This is a genomic window from Enterococcus sp. DIV0802b (assembly GCF_050543535.1).
GTDB classification, from domain to species: domain Bacteria; phylum Bacillota; class Bacilli; order Lactobacillales; family Enterococcaceae; genus Enterococcus_D; species Enterococcus_D entomosocium.
Genome location: NZ_CP172941.1, coordinates 131,077 through 143,821, shown reverse-complemented (window position 1 = coordinate 143,821; position 12,745 = coordinate 131,077). Strand labels below are relative to the sequence as shown.

General features: G+C 46.5%; 15 protein-coding genes. All 15 read right to left on the bottom strand.

Going from position 1 to position 12,745, the window contains the following annotated elements; genetic code table 11:
• Positions 1-27: 27 nt before the first annotated feature.
• The gene (gene fliY, locus IGJ12_RS00685) at positions 28-1,086 is read right to left on the bottom strand and encodes a flagellar motor switch phosphatase FliY (RefSeq protein WP_142437314.1); all 1,059 of its coding nucleotides are present in this window, start codon (positions 1,084-1,086) and stop codon (positions 28-30) included.
• Positions 1,083-2,093, bottom strand: a complete 1,011-nt coding sequence (fliM, locus tag IGJ12_RS00680; RefSeq protein ID WP_008376586.1) for a flagellar motor switch protein FliM — start codon at positions 2,091-2,093, stop codon at positions 1,083-1,085. Before fliM ends, fliY begins: the two co-directional genes overlap by 4 nt.
• Before the next feature lie 17 nt (positions 2,094-2,110).
• Positions 2,111-2,500 carry a chemotaxis protein CheW gene (locus IGJ12_RS00675; RefSeq protein ID WP_218192992.1) on the bottom strand — a complete coding sequence of 130 codons (390 nt, stop codon included), beginning with the start codon at positions 2,498-2,500 and terminating at the stop codon, positions 2,111-2,113.
• A 19-nt stretch (positions 2,501-2,519) separates the two neighbouring features.
• Positions 2,520-2,882 carry a response regulator gene (locus IGJ12_RS00670; RefSeq protein WP_003129084.1) on the bottom strand — a complete coding sequence of 121 codons (363 nt, stop codon included), beginning with the start codon at positions 2,880-2,882 and terminating at the stop codon, positions 2,520-2,522.
• Positions 2,883-2,896: 14 nt separating this feature from the next.
• Positions 2,897-3,484: a chemotaxis protein CheC gene (locus IGJ12_RS00665; protein WP_008376598.1), complete on the bottom strand. Its 588-nt coding sequence runs from the start codon at positions 3,482-3,484 to the stop codon at positions 2,897-2,899.
• Complete coding sequence (locus IGJ12_RS00660; RefSeq protein WP_430608674.1) at positions 3,481-5,532, bottom strand: chemotaxis protein CheW; 2,052 nt, start codon at positions 5,530-5,532, stop codon at positions 3,481-3,483. Before IGJ12_RS00660 ends, IGJ12_RS00665 begins: the two co-directional genes overlap by 4 nt.
• 21 nt (positions 5,533-5,553) lie before the next feature.
• Entirely contained in the window at positions 5,554-6,327 is a 774-nt protein-coding gene (locus IGJ12_RS00655) for a CheR family methyltransferase (RefSeq protein WP_034878173.1), read from the bottom strand.
• A gap of 5 nt (positions 6,328-6,332) precedes the next feature.
• Positions 6,333-7,343: a chemotaxis-specific protein-glutamate methyltransferase CheB gene (gene cheB / locus IGJ12_RS00650; protein ID WP_061053560.1), complete on the bottom strand. Its 1,011-nt coding sequence runs from the start codon at positions 7,341-7,343 to the stop codon at positions 6,333-6,335.
• A 15-nt stretch (positions 7,344-7,358) separates the two neighbouring features.
• On the bottom strand, positions 7,359-7,868 hold the full coding sequence (locus IGJ12_RS00645; protein ID WP_005226629.1) for a chemotaxis protein CheD: 510 nt from the start codon (positions 7,866-7,868) through the stop codon (positions 7,359-7,361).
• A complete protein-coding gene (locus tag IGJ12_RS00640) occupies positions 7,840-8,343 on the bottom strand; it encodes a chemotaxis protein CheW (RefSeq protein ID WP_005232772.1) in 504 nt (167 codons plus the stop codon). The genes IGJ12_RS00645 and IGJ12_RS00640 overlap by 29 nt, the downstream gene beginning before the upstream one ends.
• A gap of 18 nt (positions 8,344-8,361) precedes the next feature.
• The gene (locus tag IGJ12_RS00635) at positions 8,362-9,657 is read right to left on the bottom strand and encodes a methyl-accepting chemotaxis protein (protein ID WP_005226627.1); all 1,296 of its coding nucleotides are present in this window, start codon (positions 9,655-9,657) and stop codon (positions 8,362-8,364) included.
• Positions 9,658-9,811: 154 nt separating this feature from the next.
• Complete coding sequence (locus IGJ12_RS00630) at positions 9,812-10,522, bottom strand: cell division ATP-binding protein FtsE (protein ID WP_005232774.1); 711 nt, start codon at positions 10,520-10,522, stop codon at positions 9,812-9,814.
• A gap of 12 nt (positions 10,523-10,534) precedes the next feature.
• Positions 10,535-11,317 (bottom strand): flagellar hook-basal body protein, encoded by a 783-nt coding sequence (locus IGJ12_RS00625; RefSeq protein WP_430619252.1) that lies wholly within the window; start codon positions 11,315-11,317, stop codon positions 10,535-10,537.
• A 10-nt stretch (positions 11,318-11,327) separates the two neighbouring features.
• Positions 11,328-12,029 carry a flagellar hook-basal body protein gene (locus IGJ12_RS00620; RefSeq protein ID WP_430619251.1) on the bottom strand — a complete coding sequence of 234 codons (702 nt, stop codon included), beginning with the start codon at positions 12,027-12,029 and terminating at the stop codon, positions 11,328-11,330.
• Complete coding sequence (locus IGJ12_RS00615) at positions 12,026-12,733, bottom strand: sigma-70 family RNA polymerase sigma factor (protein ID WP_015508736.1); 708 nt, start codon at positions 12,731-12,733, stop codon at positions 12,026-12,028. The genes IGJ12_RS00620 and IGJ12_RS00615 overlap by 4 nt, the downstream gene beginning before the upstream one ends.
• Between the last annotated feature and the right edge of the window lie 12 nt (positions 12,734-12,745).

The following is a 12,745-nucleotide window of genomic DNA, read 5'->3' as shown; positions in this document are numbered from 1 at the left end:
TGTTTAACTTTTTGCGATTTCTTCAAATTAATGCAAATTGTGGATGCGTTGTTTTTGCGAAAGAATGTTGGTGATCCGTACGCCGAAGTTTTCATTGATGACCACGACTTCCCCAGTGGCGATCAGTTTGCCGTTCAACAAAATCTCTAGCGGTTCATCCGTCAGTTTTTCCAACTCGATGACGGACCCCGTATTGAAAGATAAAATGTCCTTAATGGTTTTTTTGCTGCGGCCTAACACGACACTTAGATCCAATGGCACATCAAGAATCAAGTCCAAATTGTCCCCATCGCTCACCCCGCTAGAGGCCAATGTTTGAAACGCCGGTTTGCTGACTTCAACGGGTTTTGATGTAGCCGCCGGTTCAGGGGTAGGCGCAGCAACGGGTGACGTTGGCTGCGGTGTTGGTGTTTCTCGAGTAACGACAGTCGCTTCATCGGACAGCATCGCACTGGCGATATCGTTAACCACCGGATCCGTAAAGATCTGCATGATTTTGCTTTCGATCAGACCTTCGACGCGCAAAGAAAATGAGATACAATAAATCTCTTCCTCTGCCTCGATCCCGCTATACTCAATGTTTTCTGGTGTCTCCCATAGTTTGACGATCGGCGGTAAGATATCCACTTTACGGCTGATCATCGTCGCCATCGAAGTCGAGGCAGTCCCAATCATTTGGTTCATGGCTTCTGCCACAGCACTTAGCTCTAATTCCGTGAATTGGGTGTTGCTGGTTTCACCGGTTCCCCCCATCATCAAATCAGCGATCACGATGGCATCTTTGACTTCTAACAGCATCAAATTACTGCCTAAAAGGCCTTCTTTAAATTCAACTGTCGTTGCTACTTTTGGTGCAACGAGGTCGTTTAAGATCTCACCAAATTTGATTTTAGACACCCGGGGAGTCGTGATGCTGACCCGACGATCAAGAATGGAAGACAACGTCGTCGCCGCTTGCGACATGGAGATATTGCCAACTTCGCCGATAATGTCGACTTTGACTTGCTCTTCTAATCCTTGCGGCTGGGTTGGGGCACTTTGATTCAACAATGCATCGATTTCTGCTTGGGATAAACGTTCACTCATAGTTCTTGCTCCTCTTCTAACTTGTCTAATAATTCAATGGCTAAATGGTCCTCTTGCTTCCCAGGTTTTGCTCGGAAGTAAGGTTTTCCATCGATGAAGGTCTCTAATGGTTCAGTAATTTTTTTGTCTAGTTTGATGACATCGCCTTCTTCTAAGTGGAGAAACTCAGAAAGACTCATTTGAGCATGGCCCAGCAGAACTTCTAGATTCAATCCGACCCCATTCAAACTTTTTTGCAACTCGCGGCTATCGTCTTGGTTGACTGGCTGATTGCTATCAAACCAATTGCGGAAACTTAATTTATCAATGATCCCTTCAAAGAAGACATAGGGGATACATAGATTGATAAAATGTTTCACTTCAAAAATTTTGATAGTAAAGGTCACTAACACGACGGGTTCGTTGGGCGACATGTTTTGCATCAATTGCGGATTCGTATCGATTCCATCCAAAACCGAATCCAAGGCAACGATGTCCTTCCAAACATTTTGGTAGACCCGTACAAATTGTGCTACTACTTCTTCCAAGATCGCTGTTTCAATATCAGTAAAACTTTTTTTCTCGCTAAAATCCATTTCGATCGGCTTGTTTTGATAAACATCCAATCCGCCGCACAACAACTCCACCAACATCATACACAGTTGTGGGTTCATCTCGATCATTTGGATCCCGCTCAAAGGCTGCGAATGAAAGAGCCCCAACAAAGTAAATTTTGGTATCGAATGGATAAATTCGTCATAACTGACTTGTTCGATAGCTGCCAACTGCAAAGAAACATTGGTCCGCAGTTGGGTAGAAAGCATGCTGCTGCTCATCTTCGAGAAATCCTCGAAGATCATGTGCAGGGTATTGACGTATTCTTTCGACAGCTTTGTTGGTCGGCGAAAATCGTAGGCTTTCACTTTGGCTTGTTTGTCTTCTATCTCAATAATTTCTTGATCGATCTCTCCGCTGCTCATCGCATTCAACAATAAATCAATCTCTTGCTGCGTCAATACCTGATCCACACTAATCCCCCATTTTTTTAAAAAATCATGTGATCGATTTGAATCACACTGGCTACTTTTTCACCGATCGTCACGACCCCAACGGCATGTTCTGTCTCTTGATTGCTTAGTTGGATATCGTCTTCGGTGATATCAAGAACTTCAATTACTTCTTCTACGAGGACCCCTTTGGTCTCCTCTTGCTTCTTTATGATCAATATGTTTTTTTCGTAGGCTGGTTCCATGATGGGAATCAATTTTGCCAAACGAATCACCGTTACGACAGACCCCCGCAGATTGATCAACCCTTCCACCCACTCTGGTGCTAAGGGCACCTTCGTAAAAGAAGGGGCATCAATGACCTCGTCCACCGAGTCCGCCGAGATCAAATAGTACTGCTGAGCCATTTTGAAAAGAATCATCTGCATGTCGCTATCCTCCTAGGCATTAGGCAAAGGCTTTGTCGATGGCAGTGATTACGCGGTCCGTGTCAAAGGGCTTCACGATAAAGTCCACCGCACCGGCGCGAATCGCATCCATCACCATTCCTTGTTGTCCCATGGCACTGCACATTACGACTTTGGCCTGCGCATCAAACGTGCGGATCATTTTTAATGCCTCTAAGCCATCCACTTCTGGCATCGTGATATCCATAGTCACTAAGTCTGGTGTCGTTGCTTGGTATTTTTCAAAAGCCTCTTGGCCATTTTGGGCTTCCCCCACGACTTCATAGCCGTTTTTTTCTAAAATATCCTTTAATTTCATGCGCATAAATACCGCATCATCCACAATCAATACTTTTTTTGACATTGTATTTGCCCCTTTCAAATTCCTAATGAATCAAATATGTTTTCTAGTACACCGATTTCTGGAATCAAAAATAACGATGCCTCTAATGTTTCTTTGGCGTAGACGAACTCATTACGGATCACCATCACCTGCTCATCATACTGGGCCATCGCCAAATAGATGGAGCTGATCGCTGCGCCAAAGAAATCATAGCTGGCGCTTGGTAAAGACGCACTCAGCTGAGTTTCCAATAGTTGGCCGATCGCGATCAAAAAAGAATTGGTAAGAATGTTAGTCAACTCGTTGATGACCGATTGCTTCAATTCTTCAGACGGATCGATTTCTTGGATCATCAACTGACGCAATTTTGCGGCGGATTCATCCGTTAAGACAAACAAGAAGATCCCTCGAAACGCCCCTTCGATCTGGCTCATCACCACATGAACTTCTTTGTCTTCCGCCATGATCTGCTGATACAGGTCCTCATAAGCTAGAATCTCGACTTCCGGTACCCGCATATCGATCGGTTGTTGGACGAGCTTTGATAAACTCGTCGCAGCGTGACCACCGCCGATATTGATCAGTTCTTTTAGGCCATCGATCTGCAGCGCTGTATAACTCATAAGCGGTCATCCTTTTTTTCCTGACAGATGGCATGAATGTCTAGGATCAGTGCAATCGAGCCGTTACCCATAATCGTTGCTCCTTGATAGCGATTCAGCTTTTGCAGCAGCGGATCGATTTTCTTGATGACGATTTCTTGCTGGCCGATCAGTTCATCTGCCAAAATGCCGTGAAATTGCTGGTCATTGTTGACGATGATGGCGAATTTTTTCTCAGATGGATCGCCTTCGATCGCTAAGAGTTGATCGGTCCGAACCAAGGGAATCAACTCCTCTTGAAAACGATAGACCTCATCCGAGACCGTCTGGATGATCTCTTCTTCTTTGACCATCACCACGCGTTCGACGAGATTTAATGGGATCGCAAAGGTTTCTGCTCCGACACGAACCATCAACGCTTGAATGATCGACAGGGTCAATGGCAATTTGATCACAAACTGCGTGCCTTTATTCGGCTGACTCTTCATTTCGATCGTGCCCCCTAATTGGGTGATCTTCGATTGCACAGCATCCATCCCGACACCGCGCCCAGAAATATTGGTCACTTCTTGCGCCGTTGAAAAACCAGGATGGAAAATCAGCTGCTGCAACGCTTCATCGGAAAGGCCTTCCGTTGCTAAGCCTTTCTTTTCAGCACTTGCTTTGATTACTTGCGGATCAAGGCCTTTGCCATCATCCTCTAAAGTAATGATCACGCGATTGCCTTCTTGGTAGGCCGCCAAACGAATCGTACCCTTGCGCGGTTTGCCCAGTTTTTCTCGAACATCGGGTGCTTCGATGCCGTGATCGACAGAATTACGCAATAGATGGACCAGAGGTTCACTCAACTCAGAAACCACTGTTTTATCCAATTCCGTTTCTTCCCCAAAAATGACAAGTTCCATTTCTTTTTGCAGTTCATTGGATAAGTCCCGAACCATTCGCGGAAAGCGACTAAAGACGACATTGACTTGCTGCATGCGGATCCGCAAGACCAAATCTTGCAGCTCAGAGGTCAATCGTGAAACTTGCTCTAAGGGGTCTTTGACTGCTTCGATATTTTCCCGCTCACTGACATCCTCTAATTGATTGCGATAGACCACCAATTCGGACACGAGATCCAAGAATGAATCTAAGCGATTCAAGTCGACTCGGATCGATTGATTTTGGGCGGACGCATGATGCGCGGGCGCCGACGATTTTTCTTTCGTTTCTGTTGTCGCTTGCTGAAGGGCAGGAGTCTCTGACTCTTGGGTCGGCGCTGGTTGAAGTAACTCTTCTGCCTCCTCCAACACAGCGGCTGATGGATCAAAAGGTGCCACCACGAAGGCTTCGATCTCACTATTGCTGGCGATGTTTTGCTCGACATCAGCCAGTGTTTGCTGCGTCAAATACAGCAGTGAAAAATCTGATTCAAAGGTGCCTTCTTCGAGTGTTTGGGCATCTGGTTCTGTATAGAGAACATCCCCTGCTTGACCCAGCTTTTCCATGATCAAGAAGGCACGAGCGCCTTTTAACATGGATTGGGCATCTAAGCGAACAGCAATTTGGACCGCTTGATAGCCATCTCCAGCCGCTTGCTCGATCACATACAGATCAGAAGGATCGATCTGTTGAAGCTGTGGGGTTAATGCGCCCACTGCGGTGGGTTTTTGACTTGCTTCTGTCTCGGTTGGTAGGCCGCCAGAATGTTCTGTTTGGTCAAGTTCGGCCAATAAATCGGCAATTTGAGCTGGCTGCAGGTCACGTTCTTCCCGCAGATCCTCCACAAGTTCTGACAGACGATCTAGACATTTGAAAATCAATGAGATCGATTGCTGGGTCACTTGCAAGGTCCCTGTTTTAAATAACTCAAAAATATTTTCCATTTTATGGGTCAGCTGCGTCATGACGTCATAGCCCATCGTTGCCGCCATCCCTTTAAGGGTATGGGCAGAACGGAAAATATCATTCAGCAAGGCGCTATCTTTTGGATCGTTTTCCAATTGCAAGACATGATCATTCAACTGCGCTAAATGATCGTCTGTTTCTTCAAAGAAAAGGGTACGATAGACACTATTGTCATCCAAATGGGTCCCTCCTTTACAAAATTATACTTTTTGATAGATAAACGAATCGATTTTCTTGAGACCGAATTGTTCCGCAAAATTGATCGTTTCTGTCGCTCCCGTAAACAAAATGCCCCCTGGCACCAATGCATCGCTGAATTTTTGATAGACGGCATCCCGAGCATCACTTTTGAAATAAATCGTCACATTACGGCAAACGATCACATCAAAAGGCCCATTGTACGGGTCTTTCAAAAGATCGTGTTGCTTAAAATGAACCCGCCGTTTGATTTCTGGTTTGATCTGAAACTGGTTCTTTTCTTTTGCATCAAAAAAACGGGTACGTTCTGCCGCTGAGACATTCCGCAATTCGTGGTCTCGATAGAGTCCTTGCTTGGCTTTTGCCAAAATTTGCGTATCGATATCGGTAGCCAAGACATTGGCTGCGGCAATTTGGTTTTTTTCTAGCAGCATCGCGATCGTATAGGGCTCTGCCCCAATCGAACATGCGGCACTCCAAATTTTGGGCAGAGTGGTTTTCGGGAGAACAATGGTTTTCAAGACGCGTTCAAAGGCGTCAAACAGTTCTTTGTTGCGATAAAATTCCGTTACGTTAATGGTGATATGGGCTAAAAAAGCCGCCCGCACCCCTTCATCGCCTTCGATCAATTGCTGGTATTCCCTCAACGTCTTTGCCCCGCTGTTTTCCATGATCGTAAGGATGCGGCGCTGCATTTGATTTTCTTTGTATGCGGCTAATGGAATCCCTAATCGGCGATCCACCCACGCATTAAATAAGGCAAATTCTTCTTCCATCTTCTTCACCTGACCATCTGTGCAATTTTTGCTTCAATGCCCTGCAACGGCAGGACTTCATCCACGACTCCTTGTTCAATGGCATACCGCGGCATTCCAAAGACTGTACACGTTTCTTTGTCTTGAACGATCGTATAGCCCCCAGCCGCTTGGATCTGTCGTAAGCCAGCGGTGCCGTCTTTTCCCATCCCCGTCAAAACCACTGCCGCTAGTTGCGGGCCATAGTAGTCAGCAGCTGAGGAAAAAAGATAATCGACGGTTGGCCGCGTCCCATGACGTTTTTCTCGCTGGTCCAGCTGCAAGTGCCCTTGTTTGACCGTCATGTGGTAATCCCCTGGACAAAGATACACTTGATTTTCGATCCGCATGCCATCGACTGCTTCTTGTACTCGGACGGTTGTCTCTGTGTCTAAGCGCTTTGCAAAGGAAGCCGTAAATCCCGCAGGCATATGCTGAACAATCAAAATGGGACAACGCAAACGCGCAGGCAAACGGCGGATTATCCCCAGCAAGGCACGCGGTCCGCCTGTTGAAGCACCAATGACTAGCGCATCAAGTGATACCGGCAAGCTGTTTTGCGTCAGCTTAGTGGGCTGGGCAATCGTTGGCATCAGGGTTTGAACCGTGCCGGCCTCATGATCCATCGCCAAAATTTTTTGATGAAATTCAGCGATCCATTCTTTTTCGATCATCGATAGACTGACCGGTTTTTCGACAAAATCTCGGGCGCCTAGCGCCAATGCCTCAATCGTGGTTTCTTGATTGGTTAATGAACTAAGCATGATGACGGGAATGGCTGATTGCTGTTTCATCCTCCGCAAGGTCTCTAATCCGTTCATCACTGGCATCTCCACATCCATTACTACCAAATCGATCGCTTCTTTGGTCAGATAGTCCAATGCTTGTTTGCCATTGCGGGCAGCGACGGTCACCTCGATATCAGGCAACTGATTCAATAAATCTGTCACTACTTTCCGCATGAATGCCGAATCATCGACGATCATTACTTTTTTCATGTCCCTGTACTCCTTTTACAAATAAACGATTTCTTGTTTGACTTGCCGAACCATGGTCTTGAAATCCTGAAGATCTACGATCATCGTTCGACCAGCGCTGCCGCCAACATGTTTGGCTACGATCGGAATGTTTAGCCGAGCCAAGACTTCCTCGACGGCTTCAATATTGCGCTGACCAATGTTGCTGGCAGCGTTAAGCGTCTGGAACTGAAACATATTGGCGCCGCCAACGATTTTCGCTTGAAAGCGAGGCCGACGGATCTTTTGTTCCAGCTCAGCCACCATCGCCGGCAATGCCAAATCCGCAAACTTCTCGGGCTTGATTTCCCGCTTGTGCAAAAAAGGCTGACTATCTGGCAGCATAATATGACTCAAGCCGCCGATATGACTGGCTTCATCGTAAATGATCGTGCCGATGCAAGAACCTAAACCCACCGTGATCAAACGCGTTGGCGCTTGGGCGATCTTATACTCCGAGATCCCCACATGCAGTTCCTCATTCACGGTCATCATTGTCATCGTCATTGGCGGCTGCCAATTCCTCTGTCTGATAGGCGTCTAACTCCGCCGTCATCTCAGCGGCTTGTTCATAGCTGAAGAGAAACGGCAGTTCCAATGCCAGCACAAGTTCATCGTCTTTTTCCAAAAAGGCTTCGATATAGTTTTGCTTGAGTCCTGACGTATTTAATTCCGCATTGCTGGGACTTTCAACTAGCGGTAAAATGCCGACGATCTCTTCCACGTAAAGGCCGATCGCCTGCTCTTGCCAGTGACACAACAAGACCACATTTTGCCCAGTTTCCGGCGTAAATTCATCAAACAGCTTTTTGCGGATGTCAATGATCGGCACCATTGCCTCTTCAAAAGGCTGGATCCCCAACACGAAATCCGCCACTTCCGGCAGCTGTGTAAAAGAAGCAGCCTCAATGACCCGTACCACATAGTCGATACGCAAGGCAAAGAGTTGTTGATGACTTTTAAATACAACGTATTGTTCCATTGGCGTCACTGCTCCTTTTTAGAATTTGAAACTATCCACTTGGAATTTAAGGATAGTGGCGATCGTTTCGATCTCTTGCACATTCCGCTCAAAGTCTTCGATGACTAAGTAGAAGTCCTCTAAGTTTGCCGTTACTTCTTGGGTGCCGGCAGAGGTTTCCGAAACAGCAGCCGAAATGTTGCTGACGGAAACTTGAACCATGTCTTTTTTCTCAACGATCCCGGTAATATGGGCTTCCACGGCTTGAATACTTGAAACCAATTTTTCGACAATATCAGAGATCTCATTGGCTGACTCGATCGCTTTGTTGATATTGTTGGTTTGTTTTTCGCCGCTTTCAAAGGAATCCGTCACTGCAGAGACCACTTTTTCCGATTTTTTGCGGATCGTTTCAATGATCGAACGAATGCTTTTCGTTGATTGACTGCTTTGTTCCGCCAAGCTGCGGACTTCTTCCGCAACGATGGCAAACCCTCGGCCCGCTTCTCCAGCTCGAGCTGCTTCGATGGATGCATTCAATGCCAGTAAGTTGGTCTGATCAGAAATGTCATTGATCAACTGAACGATCTTACCGATGCTTTGGACATCTTCGTTCATGTCGTTCATGCTTTCCACTAATTCCGCTTGGTTTTGCCGTTCGATCTCCCAGCTTTCAAATACATGGAACATCATTTCTGAATTGTGGACATTGCTGCTTTGGGATTGACCGACATAGCCGTTCATCAATTCGATCTCTTTGTGGATCTCTTCGATACTTAAGGCTAGCTCGTCCATATCAAAGGAGGTTTGTTCCGCTTCGGAGGCTTGTGAACTAGTGGCATCTGCGATGGCATTCATCGTCTGACGCACATTTTCAATTGAATTTTTGGCATTTTTTGAGGTTGTCGTTAGGCCGCCTACCATTTTTTCCATTCGGCTGCTTTCTTCGTGCATGCCAACGATCACCGCTTTGAAGGTGTTTAAAACCCCTTGAAAACGATTTTGAACTTGCCCAAAAAGAGAGGTCTGGTCGCTGCTGCCGATCTCATCGATATGCGACAGATCACCAGAACCAACTGCTTCTAGTTCTGTCAACAACGTATCCATGCCCGAGTGGGTCTCTTTTTTTACCAAATAGGTCATTCCTACTAACACTGCGATTTCTAGCAGCAATACGATCACTGAAAAAATAAAGAAACTTTTTGCTGCTTGTCCGTCTCCGTGGGTGCGGATCACGAAGAAATAGCATCCTAATAATACGATCAGGGTAAATCCTAGCGGAATCAACGCCGCCAAGCGGATTTTTTTGATGATAGCTTGTACCTTCTTCTTCATAACAGTATCCTTTCCTATGCAAAATGATCAGTCGTGCTGTTTATCAAGATTCGCTCTTCACTTGATAATCGTTGGGTCACTCCTTCTTTATCCGATTATGAAAACAATCTTCTAGTTCTTTAATCGGATCTTTTGCTAGAAAAGTTAAGCATCTTCACCAGACATATGTATCTTTTGGATCAGCAAAGCGCGTATAGCCGCCTTGATATTCATCACGAACCAAACGACCGTTTTGCAGCTCGACTACCCGATTACGGACCGTATTGACCATCGTGCTGTCGTGGGTCGCCAAGAGGATCGTGGCACCGACTTGATTGATCCGCAAGAGTAGTTTCATGACTTCAACGGCTGATTTCGCATCCAGATTGGCGGTGGGCTCATCGGCGATCAAGACTGCTGGCTCTGTGACGATCGCCCGCGCGATCGCTACTTTTTTGCGCTGTCCCACGGAAAGCTCTTCAGGATAGTGATCCTTTTGAGGAAACATACCCACCAGTTGCAGTGCTTTGGCGGTTTTTTCCTGACGCAGCTTACGGGGAGTGCCTAGTACTTGCAGCGCATAGTCAACGTTTTTGGCAACCGTCAGATAAGGAAGCAAAAGGTCTTCTTGTCCGACGATACCGACTTGTCGTCGAATCATATAGAGATGACGGTCTTTGAGTTGTTCCAACAAGACATTGCCGACTTGGATAGAACCGGCCGAAAGCTCTTCTTCTTTCAAGAGCAATTTGAATAATGTCGATTTTCCGGCACCACTGGGACCCACCACATAGATAAATTCTCCTTGAGGGATCGCAACAGAAATATCGGCCAATGCCAACGTACCATTGCTGAATTTTTTACTGACCTTGGTTAAGCGAATCATGTTCTTTCTCCTCTAATCTGTAAAACGATTGATCACGGACCACATCTCATCAGCAGTCTGCATGGCTTTCGTATTCAATCCATACGCACGCTGGGTCGTTAACAAGTCTGTCATGGACGTCGCTAGATCCACCGTCGACTGTTCTAACTGTCCTTGCAAGACGCTGCCAAAGGCTGCTGGATTGGTTTGCGAAGTAAGCAACGCTTGATCACCGGCACGGTACAGTTGGTTGCCCACTGGCGTGATGTTTTCTGTATTCGTCGGCTGATAAAGGGTCAGCTGCCCCAACACGCGAGTCTGACCATTTTCTTCCGTCGTCAGCTGACCGCTGGCATCTATTGCGATTTGCTGCGCATCTGGCCACTGAGGGGTTGGTACGTTTGTGGTCATTGCCACAGGGTACCCTTCACTATTGACTAATTGCTTGTTCTCACTTAAATGAAAATTGCCTGCTCGACTCAGCAGCAATTGACCAGTTTGGTCCCGGACCCCGAAAAAGCCGTTGCCTTGGATCGCGAGATCTAATGGCTGAGCAGTGCCCGCCAGATTGCCTTGGGCAAAACTGGTAGTCGTAGTCGCTTTTGCCCCCATTGACGCACCATATTGGGCGGCGTTGCCATTAAATAGCATTTCTTCTGCACCGATGGCATTTTCCATCAATGCTTGAAAATGGGTCGTTTGTGCTTGGTAGCCATTGGTATTGACGTTGGCGATGTTGTTGGCTGTCGTGTCTAAGTTTGTCTGCAAATGATTCAACCCAGAACGGCTGATTCCTAATAATCCACTGATATTCATTGACTCATCCTCAAATCTTTCCTAATTCGTTGACCGCTTTTTGCAATGTCTGATTCGTTGAACTCAAGGCTTTCTGATTGGCTTCAAATTCGCGAGAAGTCTGGATCATCGCCACCATTTCATCGGCAACCGCTACATTGGCTTGTTCTAAGGCACCTTGCTGGATCACGGGTGCATTCACAGTGGTTCCTGCTGCGCTGCTAGTCACGTAGTTTTGACCATCTGTAGTCAATGCTTCTTGGGGGAATGTTTGGATCTGAAAGTTCGCTGGTCCTAAGGCGCTGACTGCTTGTCCATTGGCACCCAAGACAAGATAGCCTTCTTGTGTCACGTATTGATTCTGCTGATTGACAGTAAAGTCGCCATTTCTCGTATACAACCGCTGACCCGCATTGTTTTGAACGACAAAGTAGCCTTCGGAAAGCAGTGCAAAATCGCTGGCTTGTCCCGTCTGTTTGACAGCACCTTGGTCTTGACTGATGGTACTGCCTGCCAATTGGGTCCCTAAAGACAACCCACCGATATCACGGCGGGTATCCGCATTGGGCCCGCTTTGGTAATTATGCAATGCCACTTCATCTAGCGCCGACTGGAACAAAGTTTTTGCTTGATACCCTGTTGTATTGACATTGGCAATATTGCCGCTCGTCGTCTCTTGTCGCTTTTGTAATAATGAAATGTTCCGTGATAAGACATCCAATCCTCGAATCATGCCAGTTCCTCCTCAATCAATGTGCGCAATTTGGCAATCGTTTTGCCGTGAATTTGTGAAACTCGTGGAATCGAGACTTCTAAGATTTCAGCGATTTCTTTTAACGTCAGTTCCTCGGTATAGTACAAACTTAAAATCAATTGTTCCCGTTCCCCTAATTTTTTGATGCACGCCACCAAGGCGGTGCGTTTTTCTTCAGCGACCAAGGTATCTTCGACATTCTCGGCTGGATCCCGAACCATATCTTTTAAGGTCATGCCTTCTTCTTGGTAAGCAAACAAGGTATCTTCCAAAGAGACGCTGGCTAAGTAGTGCAGACTCTCATAAATATCCGCTAGTTGACTTTGGTTGATTCCCAGCTGTTTGCAGATCTCGGTGTCGGTCGCTTCTCTTTTGAGGCTTTGCTCCAACTCTTGCCGTGCTTGATAAAACTGATTGACTGCCGCCATTTTGTATCGGGAGATTTTGGCGTGCTTGCGTACTTCATCAATAATTGCCCCTTTGATGCGAATCGCTGCATAGCTTTCAAAAGGAACTTTTTTTGAGGGATCGAATTTCCGCAAGGCATCCATCAACCCAATCACCCCAATATTGTAGAGATCGCCTGATTCATAATCGGCGGTTTTGATAGACAGGCGCTGAACCACCCGTTCCACTAGCGGCAGATACTTGATGATCTCCGCTTCTCGATCGACTTCATACATCGGCGATACCCC